The following is a 20,043-nucleotide window of genomic DNA, read 5'->3' as shown; positions in this document are numbered from 1 at the left end:
TCGTAGCTGTTATGAATCTCTTTACTGCTCTACTGCTCTCTCAATCCGTTAAAGACGCAATAGCATTCTATCATGGAAAATGGGACCATTTGTGAATTACAAAGAAAACTTTAAGTTCGCGCTTACAACACAATCTCTTGGAAAGTGTTCATTTGACGAACTAGCGAAAAGAACAAAAAAAGGGTCAACCGCGTCAAGTCATACCCCAACGCTGCGACCCATTTTTTTAGAATATTTCGCCCTGTTTATGGTAGGCTACCAACCTTAACGCTAAGTTCGCGCTTGCAACGCACCTCTGGCAACCAGCATATACCCGGACCCCCGAATCGTAATGATTCTCTCAGGATTGGCAGGGTCAGCTTCGATTTTTTTGCGTAAATTACTGATATGTACAGCGACCGTTCTCGTATCCTCCACACTCTCCGTTCCCCAGATGAGCTGAAACAACGCATCGACACTGACGGCACGATTCACGTTTTGCGCCATATAGGACAGTAGACTGAACTCTTTTTTCGATAAAAAGACGGTTTCACTCCCCCTGTTGACAGACTGTGCGTAGTAATCCAGCGTCAAACCCGGTAACTCCAACAGTTGTTCCCTTCTGCCCGTCGACACTCTGCGAAGATGAGCCTTGATCTTGGCCATGAGTACTCCCGGACTGAACGGCTTAGTTACATAATCGTCGCCGCCATAGGATAATGCGCTGATTTTTACCTCGTCTTCCTCGCGGCTGCTCAGAAACACGATCGGCGCATTCGTATAGTTACGTGCGTTCCTGCACCAATCAATGCCGTTTTCATTAGCCAGCAGGACATCAAGTACAATCAAATCCGGCTCGAAAGACGCAAGCAACTTCATCGCTTCCGTCCCGCTATGACTGTAGGCGGTTTGGAAACCCTCCCTCTCGCAATACACCTGAACAATCTCGCAGATATGGGGATCATCATCGACGATCATAATTTTGTGCGCGTCCATCACACCGTCACCTTCCTTCAGTGCCTTCGCCAGTGTCGATTTTTCTCCTCCTATTTTATCATGGTAGAGGAGACCACTTGTGAATTACAAAGAAAACTTTATGTGCGCGCTCACAACACACCTCTATCAACTTCCGCTGGAGAAGCCGCACTAGCCTCTCATCGACGCAGCCTTGCCGACCAAGCTCTTTGTCAGCATGCGTGATCGTTGCTGGTTCAGCCAGGCTGCGTAATTCTCCTGCACAGGAACGCTTTGTTTCTGCCGTCCGCCAAGCGTTCTTTCGGCGAGAGTTCCGCAAACTTGCGCTCGATCTCATACATCAAGTTATGGCCCATGCCAGGCTCACAGCAAAACAGTCTGCACCGATGGGAGTAGGTTGTTCTGCCAGTCTGATCTGTCAAGGTTGATGTAAGTATGGATCGTACTTCATCACGGTCAGTTTACTTTTATACGAATTGCCTGTATAGGATGTATAGCTCACATTCATGTTGTCCTTGCTGTCTCTAGCAAGCCGCACCCAACTAGCATCATCTGCGGAGAAACCAGAATTGCCTACGGGGCTCCAAGTGTTGCTCTCGTATTTCATCACGGTCACCCTGTTGCGGCGTGCATCATCTCGATAAGCAACATAAGGAGTGCCATCGCTGTCGAAGGCAATGCTTATGCTTGCGGAAGAACTCGTACCTACCGAGAATTCGGCATTGCCTACCGATTCCCAAGCGGAGCCCGTAAATCTCTTCACGGTCACATTAAAATAACTCTTGTAGGCCACATAAGGCACGTTACATGGATCAAGCGCTAATGATACGTCCCAAATACTACTCAACGGGTAGCCGGAATTGCCGACAGAATTCCAAGATCTACCCTCGTATTTCACCGTAATAACTGGATAATTGGCATTATTTTTCGAGTCGGACGAGTCGCCGTTTTCACTGCTTACACTCTCCTAATTGCTGCCGTTATATTTCGCCACTTTTACGTGATAAGCGTTGCCTCTATCCAAATAAGCCATATAAGGAGTATTATCGTCGTCGAACGCAAAGGAGGATGACCGGTCCGCCCTATCTCTTATACTGCCTACGGGTACCCAAGTATCACCACCGTTATATTTCTTCACGATTAAGTTGGATTGACCAGGATAAGCAACGTAAAGCGTGTCCTGACTGTCTATGCAAGCGTTATGTTAACCCCAAAGCTACTACCAGCCGTCAAACGTTTATCCCGGATATACCGGGGGGGTCACGCTGATCGCCGCGTTATAAGGGGCAGCGACAACCTGGGTCGCTCCGCCGTTCTGCGGGTCCAGTTGGAGGATATCGTCTCCCACTCTGGCGAGCCAAGTCAACGAAATCGTACGCTTGAGCGGATCGGACGTGAAAGACAGCGGCGCCCCCTTCCAGGTGATGACCAGGTTGCCCTCACTCACCTGAATGTTCTTGTTCACCACTTCGATCTTCCCGGTATTCGAATGACATCACCTCAAGCAGACTAGCCTACTCCGCTGGGAGTAGGCTGGTCTATCCTGCTATTAGTCTATGAATCTGTTGATCTGCAATAAGTCTGTGCTCAGTCTGTTAGTCTCTACTATCGCAGCTTCCTACCAGCTCGGATCATGCTTCCTCACGGTCGTTCTGTTCCCATTTGTTTGATCTGCATAGACCACATAAATGTTTCCGTCTTTGTCTATAACGTGATGTATCTGGTCAGCTCCGCCTGCGGAGAAGCCGGCATCGCCTACAACAACCCAATCCTGTCCATCGTATTTCCTCACGGTCACTTTGCCGCCTTCGGCAGCATCCAGATAAGAAACATAAGGAGTGCCATAGCTGTCAAAGTTGAGGCTTACTTTCTGATCGGCAACTGTTTGGGTACTCAGTAAAGCAAATTCGGGATTGCCGACAGTTTGCCCATCAGAGCCATTATATCGACTAACGGTCAGCGTCGTTGTAGTTTGGCCAAATATGCTCTTATTCTCATAGTCTATCATATAAATCTTGTTATTGGGATCAACTGCAAATCTAAATGTATAACCTGGTTTCTGTAATTTGCTCTTATCGAAGTTGATGATGCTGGCAGTCTGCCAAGCGTTATTATCATACTTCACTAGAACTGTATGCATATCATCGTCACTTAATCCGTTGCCATTAATATACTTATCATAATACTGATAGAGTACATATGGAATATCGTTTCCGTCAATCATGAGGTGTGGAGCCTCTTTGTAAGCGGGCTTATTAAAAGCTTCCTCTCCCCCGCTTAAGTTTACCCAATTGCTGCCATCATATTTCTTTACCCCTGCAGGCGGCAATTGCCTCCAGCCCAGATAAGCGATATAAGGAGCGTCATCGCTGTCGAACGCAATCGATACCCAACTCGAGTAAATTTCTGTATTGCCTAGCTCCTCCCAGATGGCGCCGTTATACTTTTTCACAACGGTGACATTGATAGAATTCCCAACGTTCTTCTGATAAACAATGTAAGGAGTACCTTGGCTGTCCAGTATGAGACTATTGAAGTTCCTAAGTTCGGGAAAGTCATTTGCACCGCCAATCTGCTTCCACACGCCTGCCTCTAATTTTCTTACAGTAAGATCATAACTCCCGTTCACAACACCAGCAGAATAAAGAGTACCTTGACTGTCAACTGCGAGTTTCAAGGATTCACTCGCCGGATTCGTCTCGCCGACTTGTCGCCATGCTAATCCCCTCCACTTTGCATACAGTGTGATGTCTGCCGTCACCGCTGCTGTAAAGTCGTAAGCACTCGTCTCGTCAAAATCAATATCCGTGTACCAGCCTTCAAACGCATAACCACTCCAGATCGGCACATTAGGCGCCGCAGCCGCATCACCATGATTCACCGTCTGGCTTGTTACCGCTGAGCCGCCGTCGCTGTTAAAGCTCACCGTATAGCCGTTAACCGTCCATTTCGCATATAACGTCAGATCAATCTTGATCGGATGCGAGAAGTCGAAGCGAATCATCGGGTCATAGATGCCGTACCAATCCCAATACCAACCATCGAACGTATAACCTGCCCGGGTTGGGGCGGCAGGCTCAACTGCACTGCTGCCATATTCTATTGTAGCGGGAGCGACCGTCGAGCCGCCGCCACTGTCAAAGCTCACCGTATAGCTGTTAATATTCCATTTCGCATATAACGTGAGGTTAGCCGTCACCAGCGTTGCGAAGCTGTACTTATTCGCCAAGCTGCTATCGCTGTACCAACCGTCGAACGTATAACCTGTTCGTGTTGGGGCTTCAGGTTCCGTTGCTCTGCCGCCAAATTCTACTGTCTGGTCAGCAACCTCTGACGCTGCGGGGTGATTTTTGTCGAAGCTCACCGTATAGAAGGCATTCCACTTCGCATACAAAGTAAGGTTCGCCGTCACCAACGTTGTGAAGCTGTACTTATTCGCCAAGCTGATATCACTGTACCAGCCAGCGAACGTATAACCTGCCCGTGTTGGGGCGACAGGCTCTACAGCCATACCGAGATATTCCACTGTCAGGGCATTAACCGCTGACCCGCCGTTGCTGTTAAAGCTTACCGTGTAGCTGTTAAGCGTCCACTTGGCATATAGCGTGATCGACTCCATCACTGCTGCCGTGAAACCGTAAGAGCTTAGCAAACCGCTGTCGCTGTACCAACCAGCGAACGTATACCCTTCGCGCGTTGGTGCGGCAGGCGCTGCCGCTACGGCGCCTTCTTCCACCGTCATCTCAACCACTTCCGTACCACCGTTGCTGTTAAAGCTTATGGTGTATCTGTTTTTTTGCTTAACCGTCCATTTCGCATACAACGTAATATTTGCGGTCACAACCGTTGTCGTGAAATCGTAAGCATTCGTCAAGCCGCTGTCGCTATGCCAACCGCTGAACACATAACCTTCCAGCGTGGGTGCTTCAGGCGCTGTCGCCTTGTAGCCTTCGCTCACCGTCTGCCCGGCTACCGCAGAGCCGTCGTTACTGTTGAAACTTACCGTATAGCTACGCAGCCATTTCGCGTACAACGTGATGTGATCGGTGACCAGTGTCGTAAAGTCATAGCCATTCGCCAAGCCGCTATCGCTATACCAGCCGTCGAACACGTAACCGTTCTTCGTCGGTTCAAGCGGTTCGCTTGCCGGGTAGCCGTAACCGACTGTCTGTGCGGTCACTTCCTCCGCGGCGCCGTTGCTGTTGAAGCTCACCGCATAAGTAATCAGTGTCCACTCTGCAGTAAGCTCGACATTGCCCGCAGGCATCGTTGTCGGAGGGGCAGGCGACCAGCCTGCGAATGTACGTCCCTGCCAAGCTGGAGCGCCAAGGTATCGCTCCGTTGTTGCCCCGAATGGTATATCCACTGTTTGATCAGCCACATCAGCGCCATTGTAATTGAGCTTCATCTCGTAGCTAATGCGCTTGTAGTACAGCTTTAGAACCGTTGAGCCGTTACCCGCTATCGTAGCTGTTTGCACCATTCCCGCAGCAGTCGGATCATAGGCAAAGCCTTCATAGACTTTTGGCGTTGTACCTGCCAGACTCGCCACGGTGTCGGTTGTGCCGCGATACGATTCTCTATCGACAACAGTATAGGTGTTATCCGATATATTTTGCTGCAAATGTACGACTTGATAAGGCGTGTCCGTTCTGGCTGTCCAGCTTGCGGTGTAGGTCTTGTCCTCAGTCGGCATCATGCTTGGGACATCCTGTAACCAACCAGCAAACGTATAGCCCGCTCTTGTCGGCAGTGGTATACGAGCGGCGATGTTCTTGCCGAACGGCTCCGTTATCGTACTGCTAGGACCGCCCTCATACCCCCAATCGAAGGTCATCGTGCGATTCGTCGGATAGTAATCGATTCTTACGACCGTCGAGCCGTCGTTCTTGATAGGCACACCGCTTACTTTGCCGTCCGCATAACCCAAATTCTTGAACCTGTCAGAGGTAATCTGAATCTTCGCACCCGTTGTGCCTGTCAATTTTTCCGTATACGCAGGCGTAGACGCTGATCTTGTATTCGGGTCGATCAAATAATGCTCAACCGTATACGGTGTATCCGTTTTGGCGATCCAATGCGCATACAGAGAGTAATCCCTCGCATCCATCCGGCTCGGCAGTGTGACCTTCACTCCGCCAGCAGCAAACGTATACCAGCCGTCAAAGGTGTAGCCTTGATAGGTCGGTTCTATCACGTTGATTGCCGCGTTATAAGCGTGAGTGAAAACCTGAGTTAATCCGCCATTCCGCGGATCCAGTTGCAACGTATAGTCGCCCGCTCTGGCGAGCCAAGTCAACGGAATCGTACGCTTGAGCGGATCAGACGTGAATGACAACGGCGCGCTTTTCCAGGTGATGACCAGATTCCCTGTATCTACCGCAAGACTCGTGTTCACCACTTCGATGATTTGAGTCGTCGGATTATACCTGAAATTCGGATTGTCTACCTGAATATCGAAGTTAGCAAGGGGATACGCCTCGCTACTCGACTCTCCTGACTTTAAATCAAACGTACTCATCGTCAGCCACTGCTCCGGCATAGCAATCCAGGTCGCCTTACCTGCCAAGTTGACTCCGAGCTTATCATCCTGCGGATAGGCGAAGTCAGTGACATTATGTTGCTGCCCTATCGTGTACAACGGCCATGTATTTCCGTACACTTCTGCGCTCGTCGAAAGCATCCCGTCGCCCAATTGCGCGCCTACTGCAATCTCCAGGTAGATACCCAGTTCTACATATAGCGCGCCGGAAGATCGAGTAGACTGCTTCCCGTTTATATTTTTCAGTTGATAATAGAAATAGCCCCATAAATTCACATAAGCTCCCGGTTCTGCAGACAGCCCGATGCTATTCAGCTCAACGCTGCCAACCCCCGCTTTAAGCTCTAGCAGAACACCCGCCCGCAAGCCGATTGTACCCATCACATAGAAAGTAAACTGAAAATCACCGTCGCCCGGCAAGCTTACCGTGCTGCTGCTGCCGCTGAACTCGAGCACATGTATCGTAACCGAGAAGCGCTTCGCCGTCTTGTAGTTGAAATCAGCCCCGATCGTCAGGTTCACATTGGCGCTGACCACAAAGTTTGCTTCGAATTTGACTTCTATGACACCGTAAACTACGCGTATGCTCTTCTCGAAGAGTTTCTTCTTGATTAACGGAACCCAATCCGTCTCGTTCTCCATCATCTCTTTGTATTGTTCCTTCAGTGATTCCGCATCTACGCCGGTATCCTGCACACCGTCGATTAACGCTTGAATCTCTGTCGCGATATTCAATACTTTACCGAGATTGCCGTTATTATTCGCTTTATCCCAGTCCGCCAGCGCAGCCTGCAGCTTATCATGTTCGACGGTAGCAATCTCCGCTGTAATGTTGATCCCGGTATAGGTGTAGGCATCCAGATTAGCGGTGATCCGATAATCGCTCGGATAAGGCACGCAGAGCCCCCAAAGGCACGCCTCTCCCCACGCCGTCTCTCCATTGACGCCGAGATTCAAGCTGATCTCCTGAAGGAACGTACCGGTCATATGGATGACGAGGTCGCTCTCTTCATGGATACGAATGACAATGTCGGCTCCTATTTGAAGCTTAGCGCTAACTCCGGAGGTTTGTCCGGTAATATGCTTCACTGTCGTGCCTAGCGAAGGGACGACGGTCAGATTCTCCACACTGACTTTGCCCGCACCTTTGGAGGCCGATAGCATATTCACTTCCATCTGCGTCTTGAAGGCATTCGTCTCCATAGCCAGAGCAGACAGATAGTTCGCGGCTTGATCGACGAATCCGCTGGCGATCGCTTGCTGCTTAATTTGATCTTCAAGCTGCGCAATCTCCTCATCCGACAATAACAGGTCGCCGTCAATCGCTTGCTGCTGATAGACGTCGAAGATATGCGCGATGTCTTCTTCCGTGGCATCGGTATATGCAATCACATCCATCTCCGCCACAGGCGTAATCGACGTAATACGTCCATAACCTATTACTCCGGAGGCTTCTTCGACTGTTTCCCCCTCATAGAAAGCGATAAAATCACCTACATCGACGGTAGTAAGCTCGCTCAAGCCGAGCTTCGCATACTGACTGTCGCTGTAGTTCATCACGGTATGCGCCACCGTGATCGAATCATTGTCCGGATCTCCATCCGTATCCGCCGCTACGCTCACGGGCAGAACGTCCGGCCTGAACAACACTTGCTTAGCATCCGCGTGATCATAGGTGTAGGTGTTGCCGTTAATCGCTGTGATCTGTACATAAGCGACAGCGCCGTCGGCGGCGCCGGTTGTGTCTACCGTGCGCAGATCAGGCTGCACTCCTTCATAGATGGCGACGATATCGCCCACTTGAATCGCAGCGCTGCCGGTGTATGCGAACGTTCCACTGCCGCCATTCGCCGCAGCAAGACCGTTTTCACTGTTACCCACCGTCGTCGTAAGGACCGAAATTGCCGGCGAACCTACTTCCGCGCCATCGAGCATCATATTCGTGACATCTGCGAAAGGCAGATAGATCATATTCGGATTCAGCGGAACGACCATAACTTCTTCTTTAGCAACGCTAAACACGTAGAAGCGCGTCGTCGCGTCTTGACCTTGGAAAGACAGATTGTCATCCGTCAAAGTTAGTTGATAGGTATTGCCTTCGACGAACTTGCCGTCTTCGGCTGCGGACGCTACCGTGAAGAGACCGTTCCCGCGGGTAACGGTAACTCCCGCGAAGTCGGGATTCGCGATCGCCTCGAACAGGATACCCGCCTGCACCTCAGTCGCCGTCCTATTGCTGCTCGCATCGTTGACAGCGATGGTGAAGCCCGGCGCGACATCCAGTACTGAATAGCTCGGAATGCTCTGTACAGCATTACTCACATTATCCAGATATTTCGCATACAACTGCGTATCAGCGCTAACACTGCTACCTTCGGCGAAGATGAGCGACAGATCGCTGTCTTTAAACCACCCTTGGAAAAAATACCCTTCCTTTGTCGGGGCAGGCAACTTACTCAATGCTACCCCTTCTTGTACCGTCCATGCAGCTACCGCCGTGCCGCCGTTACTGTCAAAGCTTACCGTGTAGTTGGCATTCCACTTTGCATATAACGTAATGATAGCCATCACCGCTGCCGCAAAGTCGTAAGGGCTTGTCAACTCGCTATCGCTATACCAGCCGCCGAATGTATAACCATCCCTTGTCGGCGCTTTCGGCAGCACAGCATGTGAGCCGCGCTTCACCGTCTGACCTGTTACCGCTGTGCCGCCGTTGCTCTCGAACGTAAGCGCATATTCTAAGCTGCCATTGTTGCCGCCTTCATTTCCTCCGGGCGTTTCTCCGCCGTTATTGCCGTTATTGCCGTTGTTGCCGTTGTTGCCGCTACCGCCGCCGGATGCGGATGACGGTAGACCCGTGCCGTTCGTCATGCCATTATCCGTATCGGATGTCGGCGTTGGTGTCGGCGTCGCTTGATTCTGATTTTTCCATGCCTCCACAACCGCGTTGTTGCGCATGAAGAGAACAGCCGCTTCCGCACGAGACGCTTGAGCATGCGGGTTGAAATTGCCATTTCTATCCCCGTTGAACAAACCTGCTTGCCACAGCTTAACTACTGAATCCACCGCCCAAGGAGAAACATCGGCGAGATCGCCCGGCTCCGTGGTTACGCGATTGCTTGTTTGATAGGGAATCTGATAGCTTTCAAGATACCGCAAAGTCATCGTCGCCATCTGCTCTCTGGATACGGTTTCATCCGGAGAAAAGTTCCGGCCGCCCGTGCCGGAGGTAATCCCTTTCTTAACCGCCCACGCTACATACGGTGCATACCAAATCCCCGTCTGCACATCGGCAAAGGTCGAGGTTAAATACTCGCTTACATCCACGCCTGCCATTCGTCCAAGTGCCGTTACATACATGGCACGCGTCATCGTTCCCTCGGGCGAGAAGAGGCCAGCGCCCGTTCCGCTGAATATACCATTCTTCCGGACATAGACGGCCGCATCATAGAACCAGTCTGTTGGACGAACATCTTGGAACGTGCTTGGTTCGGACGCTGCCGCCTGTTGCGCCGGCAATTCGACCGCCGCTTTCGCCTGCTGTACCGGCAGTGCGGTCACGATCATGCTGACGATCAGCATCCACGCCAGAATCCGTGATTTTAACTTCCACTCCCGTTTTGTTACCTTCTTCACACTTATTCATCCCTTCTCGTAGCTGTAATGAATCTCTTTCACTACCATACTGCTCTCTCAATCAGTTAAAGACGCAATAGCATTCTATCATGGTAGATGGGACCATTTGAGAATTACAAAGAAAACTTTAAGTTCGCGCTTACAACACAATCTCTTGGAAAGCGTTCATTTGACGAAGCTAGCGGAAAGAACAAAAAAAGGGTCAACAGCGTCAAGTATACTCAACGCCATTAACCCATTTTTTCACCAAATAAGAACTACCCCAAACCCGAGCCAGGCAAAATAAACCCCAAATATTTTACGAATATTTCACCCTGCTTATGGTAGGCTACCAACCTTAGCGCTATGTTCGCGCTTGCAACGCACTTCTGGCAACCAGCATATACCCGGACCCCCGAATCGTAATGATTCTCTCAGGATTGGCAGGGTCAGCTTCGATTTTTTTGCGTAAATTACTGATGTGTACAGCGACCGTTCTCGTATCCTCCAGACTCTCCGTTCCCCAGATGAGCTGAAACAACGCATCGACACTGACGGCACGATTCACGTTTTGCGCCATATAGGACAGTAGACTGAACTCTTTATTCGATAAAAAGACGGTTTCACTACCCATGTTGACGGACTGCGCGTAGAAATCCAGCGTCAAACCCGGTAACTCCAGCAGTTGTTCCCTTCTGCCCGTCGATACTCTGCGAAGATGAGCCTTGATCTTGGCCATGAGTACTCCCGGACTGAACGGCTTGGTCACGTAATCGTCGCCGCCATAGGATAATGCGCTGATTTTCACCTCGTCCTCCTCGCGGCTGCTCAGAAACACGATCGGCGCATTCGTGTAGCTACGTGCGTTCATGCACCAATCAATGCCATTTTCATTAGCTAGCATGACATCCAGTACAATCAAATCCGGCTCGAAAGTCTCGAGCAGCTTCATGGCTTCTGTCCCGTTGTGACTGTAGGAGGATATGAAACCCTCACGCTCGCAATACGCCTGAACAATCTCGCATATATGGGGATCATCATCGACGATCATTATTTTGGGAGTGGCCACCACATCGTCACCTTCCTTCCACCGATGGGGGCACCATAGCCTCGTTTTCCCCCTGAAGTATGTTAAATTATAGCGATTTTCCTCCTTGTATCTTAACATGGTAGATTAGCCCATTGACGAAACTCAAAGAAAACTTTAAGTTCGCGCTCGAGATTAAGCATGCCAAAGAAACAGATTACAAAGATAATTGGCTATAAGAACGTTGAATCGATAAAAAAGTGTGTATTTTATCTAAGCACTCATTAACGACTTCATTCGGGGCTTTACCAACAATGTCAATGCGACTAGCTCGCCAATCAAGATTTTTAATCTGATCCGTCAAAATCACCCCATTAAACACCAAACCATCGGGGAGCAATACTTCATACCCCCAGCCTCGAATGGTATGGGTGATTGATCAAACGGAAACAAAACCCGTCGTCTCATTGAATGCTTGTGGTGAAAGCACGATTGCAGACCTTCTCCCGGACTGTTCGTGACCTGCTTGGGGATTAAAGTTTATACATACTAGATCTCCTCGGTCTGCACTCATCTAAAGCAATTCCTTCCCTTCTACTCCGAAATCAACTTCGTCATGGCGATTATCCGATTTACATTGGGCCAACAAGTCTTCTAATGTAGCTTTTTTTTCTTTGGTATTATGATGAGCGTATGATCATCACTCACAACCAAGTCAACTTCAGATCCTTGGCTGACCGCAATACGCTCGGGAGCTTAGAGCTGCTGAATAATTGTCCGGTTAACGGTTAGAACAGAAAAAAGAGGCTTCTCCGAAGATTTCACTTTGGAGACAGCCTCTTGATATCTGCTTGTTGTACGATCGCAATACTGCCCTTCGCCCATGCCGGAATGTTCCCACAAATACTAGCTAAGCGAATCCAACAACGTCTTCAACTGTGGGTTAAGCTCCAGCACATTCAAGATGATCTGCAATGCTTCTGCACGTGTGGCATTGCTCTTGGGATCGAATTTTCCATTACCTTTACCGCTAACAATACCTGCCTGCGCTTCTGCTATGATCTCGCTAGCTGCATAAGCACCATTCAGATCTTTGAAATTGCCTTTTGTTGTGTCCTTCGCCAAGTCGTTAAGGTTTACAATGCGGGACAGCATGACAACCATTTCTTCACGTGTAATCGTGTTATCCGGCTTGAACGTACCGTCCGTGTAGCCTTTGATTACCCCTGCCGCTACAAGGTTCTCAATCGCTTCTTTCGCCCAGTTATCACCAATGTCCTTCAATACAACACTCGTATTGCTGCCACCTTGGATATTGAACGCGCGATTCAGAATCACTGCAAACTCAGCGCGTGTGATCGGACTGTTCGGCCTAAACGTACCATCTTTGTAGCCCTTAATCAGTTGCAATTTGATGAAAATATCGATCGTCTTTTCAGCCCAGTGCCCTTGCGTGTCAGCAAAATCAATTGTATCGTTTGCATTCTTCGCTTCCACTACTTTGGCTTCAATCGTCTTTACTAAATTGGTTTCATTCACAATGCTACTGTTAAATACATCAACCGTAGGCTCTGGAGAACCAGGCGTCGATACCGGATCAGGTGTCGTAGTAGGTGTCGCAGGCGTTGAAGATGGCGTCGATGTATTACTGCTGCTGGACGGCTTTCTCGGCGTTACGGAATTAGAGGCGTCGGAGGCCACGCTGCTGCCCGCGCTATTGACAGCTTGCACCGTAAACGTATACGTAACTCCGTTGGATAGCCCTGTTACTGTGATCGGGCTCCCCGCCCCTGTTACGGTTATCGTTCCCGGCATAGCCGTAACCTCGTAGTAAGTAATGTCGCTTCCGCCATTCGCCGGGGTAGTGAAACTTACCGTTGCTTGTCTATCGCCAGCTACCGCAGTTACGCCCGTTGGAGTCGATGGAACCGTTCGCGGCGTTGCGCTCACTTCATTGGACGCAGCACTGTCTCCTCCCGGGTTCGTCGCTTTGATCACAAAATTGTACATTGTGCCGTTCGTTAATCCTGTTACATCGTAGCCGTATACCGAATCGCTTACCGAAACTTCCTCTGATCCATAAGCGCCAGAGGTCGTGCTTTTGAATATTTTGTACCCCGTGGAACCGATCACCGGATCCCACGTTAGGCTTATTCGGGCATCTCCCGGTGTAGCAGGCTCCAGTACCGGTACTCCAGGCGCTGCAACCTGCGGTGTTGCTCTCTTCTCGTTCGACGCGCTGTCTCCGACCTCGTTCTCGGCTTTCACCTTGAAGTAGTACGTCGTGCCGTTCGTCAATCCCGACCACTCGTACTCATATACACTAGCCGATACTGTGCGTTCTTCCGCACCGGCATAGTTGCCTGCCGTCTCGCTTTTGTATACTTTGTAAACGGTCGCGCCGCTTGACGGCGTCCAAGTCAACGTAACTTTGGCGTCGGATTCCGAAGCTCCAAGAAGCTCGAGCGTGCCCGGCACGTTCTTCACAGTGAGCTGCGCAGCGTTCGACGTCTCAGTTTGCCCGGCGCCGGCAGCGACCACAACGCGATACTGGCGTCCCGACATATCCTCGGTTACCGCCGACAGATTCAACGCCACTCCGTCCTGACCCGCCATGTTCGTGAAGCCTTCCCCTGTATCCTCCTGCCATTGATAGGTAAGGCTCCCGCCTGTCGCCGTCACGCCGAAGCTTGCGCCGTCGCCTTCTTTGGCGATTATGTTCTGCGGATGGCTGGTAATCGATAGCCGCTGGTACACGACCTGCGTCACAGAAAATGTTGCTCCCGCCGCCATCTTGTTGGCCGATACGTTAACCGTCGCCGTATACGTGCCCGGCGTAAGGCCATCAATCGCTTTGACGGTGAAGGAAGAGGCTGCCCCTACGGTATTCAACATATTCGGCTGCGGCTGTGTCAAAACGAAATCGTTTGCATTCGCACCGCTAAGCTGTGCTTGCAAATTAGCGAGATTCCCGCTGCCCGTACGTTGCGTCTCAATCGTTCGCATTTCCTGAGACCCGGCATCATACCCTTCGATCAGCGGACTTAACGTCTGGTTGTCAATGGGCGCTACCGTATATCCGAGAACCGTGATCGTTTTATTATCCGTATCATAGTTCGTCGAAGTTTTATAATCCACTTCGTAAAACGTCAATTCCCTGTTTATGGAAATGTGGTATACGCCCGGCACGGCATCTTCCGCTATTTTTAAGTTCAAATCGATGACAAAGCGGTCCTGATTGCCGACTCGAACCCATTCTTTTCCAAAGCTAGGGTCAAAAAAAGTGGTGCCCCATCCCTCAAGTTCAGGAAGTGGTTGGTACTCCACATATGCGTTGTTCACGGCGGTCAGATCCACATAAAGTTTCACCGTGATCGTATCTCCGGGGCTTCCCGTTATGTCGCTGACGAAGCCTATCTTTCCCCTGCCGGCCGCTTCACTGACAGGTACTCCGGCCGTGAAAGCCAGGCAAACAACTAAAATGGATAATAAGATGCTTCTGATCTGTCTCAACTGCTTCTCCTCCATTACGATTGCGTTCACAACTAAAGCAAGACTGCACAAGTTGCGACTACTTTCGACACCATTCTACACCGCTGCTTCAAAATAGGGATCCTTAAAAGTGGATGCTGTTGCATTCGTAACACCTTACGAAAAAGTGATACTAAATACCATAGTGATTCTATCTTAGCATGGTAGATTAGCCCATTTGTGAAATGTAAAGAAAACTTTAAGATTGCGCTTGCAACGCACCAATGGCTACCAGTTATGACTATAGGTAGATATGAAGCCCTCACGCTCGCAATACACCTGAAAATAGAATATCGACCCCGTCCGGCCATCGCTCTCCGCTCGAACCGTCCCTCCATGCACCTGTATGATTTGGTGGGGCTGCTTCCTCCAACATTACTTTAGCCAAAGTAATCCAAAAAATATTAAGTTACACTACCAACCTTAACGCTATGTTTATGCTTGCAACGCACTTCTGGCAACCAGCATATAGCCCGTCCCCCGAATCGTAACAATTGGATTGGCAGGATCAGCCTCGATCTTTTTGCGACTTTTCTTACGTTCAAAAGGACTTCATCGTGATGTTTGTGTTCAACGCCTCACAGATATTTGCAGGGTATATGGGAAATACATCTCCGCTGCATACTTTATCTATACCGCGAACTTAAAGTTTTCTTTAAACTTCATTAATGGGCTAATCTACCATGATAAGATACACAGGATGGTCAGCTTGTATTTAGTGTTGCTACTGAGCTTGCCCCTCCCTGCTGCCTGCGCAGCAAGCGAGGGTACAAAGTCAGACATCTAAGGGCATTGAGCGTGCCGATCTGAGCAAGTTTAAAGTCGCCGCTCAAGTTCCCCATTAGAGAAGGGATGAAGATAATATATGGAAACCTACGTAAAACGGAATTATGGTAAGGTTATCGTTCAAAAACTCAAAAGCGGGCTTGCTTGTCTTCTCGTAATTTGTCTTCTGATGACTGCGCTTCTTGCAACTCCTTCATCGGCTTCGGCAAATATGAAATTGGGTGACGTGGCAGTCGGAACCCATCCAATTGCAGCCGCGGTGAATCCGGTGACGAACAAAATCTATGTCGCCAATCATGGGAGCAGCACCGTGACGGTCGTTTACGGCGCGACCAATACGACGACGACGGTACCGGTGGGAGACCGTCCTGTTGCAGTCGCGGTGAATCCGGTGACGAACAAAATCTATGTCGCCAATTTAGGCAGTAACAACGTGACGGTCATTGACGGCGCAACCAATGCGACGACGACGGTACAAGCGGGAACCCATCCAACTGCAGTCGCGGTGAATTCGGTGACGAACAAAATCTATGTCGCCAATAGTGGTAGTGATGACGTGACGGTTATTGACGGCGCGACCAATACTACGACACCGGTACCGGTGGGAGACGGTCCATCTGCAGTCGCGGTGAATCCAGTGACGAACAAAATCTATGTCGCCAATGAGGGCGGCAGCTCCGTGACGGTCATTGATGGCGCAACCAATGCCACGATGTCGGTACCTATGAGAACCGCTCCAAATGCAGTCGCCGTGAATCCGGTTACGAACAAAATCTATGTCTCCGAAATGTTTAGTAGTGACGTGACGGTCATTGACGGTGCGACCAATCAGACGATGCTGGTACCGGTGGGAGACGATCCAATTGCAGTCGCGGTGAATCCGGTGACGAACAAAATCTATGTCGCCAATTCTATTAATAATGACGTGACGGTCATTGACGGCACGACCAATACGACGACGCTGGTGCCGGTGGGAAACTCTCAAGATGCAGTCGCGGTGAATCCGGTGACGAATAAAATCTATGTCGCCATTAGGAATAGTCATGACGTGAAGATCATTGACGGAGCGACCAATACGACGACGTCGGTACAGGTGGGAGACCGTCCAGTTGCAGTCGCGGTGAATCCGGTGACGAATAAAATCTATGTCGCCAATGAGGGCGGAAATACCGTGACGGTCATTGACGGCGCGACCCATACGACGACGCCGGTACAGGGAACCACTCCATATGCAGTCGCTGTGAATCCGGTGACGAACAAAATCTATGTCGCCAATAATGCTAGTAATGACGTGACGGTTATTGACGGATCAAACAATTTGACGACGGCGGTATCGGTGGGACACGCTCAATCTGCAATCGCGGTGAATCCAGTGACGAACAAAATCTATGTCGCAGATATGTTTAGCGGCTCCGTGACGGTCATTGATGGCGCAACCCATACGACGACGTCAGTACAGACGGGAAGAAATCCAGCTGCAATCGCGGTGAATCCGGTGACGAACAAAATCTATGTCGCCGATCGGCATGGCACCGTGACGGTTATTGACGGCGCAACCCATACGACGACGACGCTACAAACGGGAGGCCTTCCATATGCAGTCGCGGTGAATCCAGTGACGAACAAAATCTATGTCTCCAATGGAAATAGTGCTGACGTGACGGTCATTGACGGCGCGACCAATCAGACGACTACGGTGCAGGTGGGAGACGCTCCATTTGCAGTCGCGGTGAATCCGGTGACGAACAAAATCTATGTCGCCAATATGGTCAGTGGCTCCGTGACGGTCATTGACGGCGCGAACAATACGACGAAGACGGTACAGGTGGGAACCTTTCCACAAGCAGTCGCGGTGAATTCGGTGACGAACAAAATCTATGTCGCCAATAGCACTAGTAATAACGTGACGGTTATTGACGGCGCGACCGATACGACGACGACGGTAGCGGTGGGAACCACTCCACGTGCAGTCACGATGAATCCGGTGACGAACAAAATCTATGCCGTAAATTTTTCTAGCGACACCGTGACGGTCATTGACGGCGTAACCCATACGACGATGACGGTACAGGTGGGAGACGCTCCAGAGACAGTCGCGGTGAATCCGTTGACGAACAAAATCTATGTCACCAATCGTGATAGTCATAACGTAACGGTTATTGATGACGCTAGACGTACAACAAATCCATTAGAAGTTGAAGTTATGCCCCTGCCCAACAACAAAGCTTACGGAACGGATGCAACGTTTACTTTCCAGGTATCTAATGGTTATAGTCCTTATGCCTCGGTGGTGCAAAGCGTGTACTTCCAGTTCGATACAACACAAGGACCATGGGTGCAGGCGAACCCGTCTGGCAGCGACTGGACTGCAACGGTGTCTTCGTTAACGTACGGTCAGCATGAGCTTTTTGTTTTGGCTCTCGAAGCCCAGGGGGATGGAGTTCCCGCAGGAGTAGCCAATTCCTATTCCTTTTACTCGGTGCCACCGAACTCGATCAGCCCGACAAGCGCAAGCTTCGACTTACATACCGGATCAGCGGGTAATGCGGATGTATCGACGACATTTGCGCTCAACGGCAATACGCTGACAAGCATCGCCAACGGCGCGACGAATCTGGCAGCGGGAACGGACTATACCGTGTCAGGCAACACGAGTACCATCAGCAAGGCGTACTTGGCGGCGCAGCCGGTTGGGACGACAAGACTGACGTTCACGTTTAGCGGTGGAGCGACACAGACGCTTGAGATTACAGTGAGCGATTCGACGCCAACGATCAGCCCGACGAGCGTGAGCTTTGACAAATATACCGGATCGGCGGGTCATGCGGATGTATCGACGACACTTGTGCTCAACGGCTATAATTTGACTAGCATCGCCAACGGCGCCACGAATCTGGCAGCGGGAACGGACTATACCGTGTCGGGCAGCACGATTACCATCAGCAAGGCGTACTTGGCGACGCAGCCGGTTGGACCGACAAGTCTGACGTTCACGTTTGTCGGCGGAACTTCAAAGACGCTTGCGATTACAGTGAGCGATTCGACGCCAACGATCAGCCCAACGAGCGCGAGGTTCGACAAATATAGTCCTACGAATGTATCGACGACACTTGCGCTCTACGGCGATACGCTGACAAGCATCGCCAACGGCGCGACGAATCTGGCAGCGGGAACGGACTACACCGTGTCGGGCAACACGATTACCATCAGCAAGGCATACTTGGTGGAGCAGACGGTTGGAATGACAAATCTGACGTTCACGTTTAGCGGCGGAGCGACACAGACGCTTGCGATTACAGTGAGCCATTCTTCATCTGCCGTTCGCAAGCTGGTTATCGACGTAAATGGTACGACAGTTGACCCGGACAGCATCGACACCACGAAACCATTCGTCGCGTTTGAAGTAACGCCAAAGGACGGTGCGGCCTATGTCAGTATTCCGGCCACTATTTTAACGGACATGGCGAACAAGAACGCTGCCTTTTACTTCGATATCAAGGCTCCCTACGGCAGCTATCAGGTGCCCGTCCAATTGGCATCGTTCATTCCCGGACTAGCGGACTTACTTGCTGCAAATCGCCTCAAGAGCGAAGATATCAGCTTCAAGATGACCTTGATCGATCGGTCCGGCGATCAAGAAATCCAAGCTGCGTTGGCGGATAGCTTGCCAAAGCGTAAAGTGATGGGCGAGATTGTCGATTATCAGATAGATATCATCAACACGAATACAAAGCAAACCATCGGAAATGCAGACAAGCTCACGAAGGCGCTGACGAAATACATTCCGATGCCGAAGAGCATGAAGGATATGCCTGCGCAATGGGGAGCATTCCGGTATAACGAATCTAGGAAGAAATTTGAGTTTGTTGCCGCCAAACCGGTACAAATTGGTGGCATAAGGTATGTAAAAATCAACTCGTATTTCAATGCCCCGCACGTTGTAGTGGAGAATGCGGCAACCTTTACCGACACGCTTACGCATTGGGGAAAATCGTTTGTTGAGCTGGCGGCGGCGAAAGGACTTGTCGAAGGTGTTGGGAACGGACAGTTTGCACCCAACAAAACCGTGACAAGAGCGGAGTTCACCGCTATGCTCGTCCGGGCACTCGGACGCGGCCAATCGATCGGCAGTGCAGTGTCTTATGTCGATGTGAAGTCGGGAGCGTGGTACTACGAGGAGGTAGCGACAGCGAAGGAGCTCGGACTGCTGGACTTCGTAAGGGGGACAAGCTTCAATCCAGAACAACTCCTGACCCGTGAAGAAATGGCAAGTATGCTGGCGGCGGCCGTAGAACTTGAGAAGCTGCCGCTTACCAAGAATTTTGTAAGCTTGGATGGCTTCAAGGACATCGCCCCGGCGGACTCCGCCTACTTGGAAGACGTTCGCCTGATGGTTAAGCTTCACATTATGACAGGCACGGGAAAGAACAAGTTCAGTCTGAAAGGTGAAACGACACGCGCGCAGGCCGCCGTTGTATTGATTCGGACGCTGCAAGTGCTTGATAGGATAGACGGATACAAGGAGTAATGATCAGATAAAATCCCGCTTGAGGCTAGTCCATTCAAGCGGGATTTTTTTAGTTTACTT

Annotated in this window: 7 protein-coding genes and 1 pseudogene; 1 reads left to right on the top strand and 7 read right to left on the bottom strand. The window is 50.4% G+C overall.

The window, feature by feature from the left end:
* Positions 1-270 precede the first annotated feature (270 nt).
* From M1K58_RS25955 to M1K58_RS25925, 7 genes and pseudogenes are all read right to left on the bottom strand, one after another.
* Positions 271-975: a response regulator transcription factor gene (locus M1K58_RS25955; protein ID WP_256761790.1), complete on the bottom strand. Its 705-nt coding sequence runs from the start codon at positions 973-975 to the stop codon at positions 271-273.
* Between the two features lie 397 nt (positions 976-1,372).
* Positions 1,373-1,723 carry a hypothetical protein gene (locus tag M1K58_RS25950; RefSeq protein ID WP_256761789.1) on the bottom strand — a complete coding sequence of 117 codons (351 nt, stop codon included), beginning with the start codon at positions 1,721-1,723 and terminating at the stop codon, positions 1,373-1,375.
* 468 nt (positions 1,724-2,191) lie between these two features.
* Positions 2,192-2,419, bottom strand: coding sequence for a hypothetical protein (locus tag M1K58_RS25945; RefSeq protein WP_256761788.1), 228 nt, complete (start codon positions 2,417-2,419; stop codon positions 2,192-2,194).
* A gap of 153 nt (positions 2,420-2,572) precedes the next feature.
* Entirely contained in the window at positions 2,573-10,132 is a 7,560-nt protein-coding gene (locus tag M1K58_RS25940) for an InlB B-repeat-containing protein (protein WP_256761787.1), read from the bottom strand.
* Between the two features lie 343 nt (positions 10,133-10,475).
* Positions 10,476-11,180 (bottom strand): response regulator transcription factor, encoded by a 705-nt coding sequence (locus tag M1K58_RS25935; RefSeq protein ID WP_256761786.1) that lies wholly within the window; start codon positions 11,178-11,180, stop codon positions 10,476-10,478.
* Positions 11,181-11,355: 175 nt separating this feature from the next.
* A pseudogene (locus tag M1K58_RS25930) lies at positions 11,356-11,712 on the bottom strand (type II toxin-antitoxin system PemK/MazF family toxin).
* 332 nt (positions 11,713-12,044) lie between these two features.
* Entirely contained in the window at positions 12,045-14,651 is a 2,607-nt protein-coding gene (locus tag M1K58_RS25925; protein ID WP_256761785.1) for an S-layer homology domain-containing protein, read from the bottom strand.
* Between the two features lie 883 nt (positions 14,652-15,534).
* Between M1K58_RS25925 and M1K58_RS25920 the strand changes: the two genes are divergently transcribed.
* Positions 15,535-19,983 (top strand): X2-like carbohydrate binding domain-containing protein, encoded by a 4,449-nt coding sequence (locus tag M1K58_RS25920; protein WP_256761784.1) that lies wholly within the window; start codon positions 15,535-15,537, stop codon positions 19,981-19,983.
* Positions 19,984-20,043 lie beyond the last annotated feature (60 nt).

This window comes from Cohnella sp. WQ 127256 (assembly GCF_024519285.1).
Taxonomy (GTDB): Bacteria; Bacillota; Bacilli; order Paenibacillales; family Paenibacillaceae; genus Cohnella.
The sequence above is the reverse complement of the archived record's forward strand: the minus strand, read 5'-3'. Positions and strand labels throughout refer to the sequence as shown.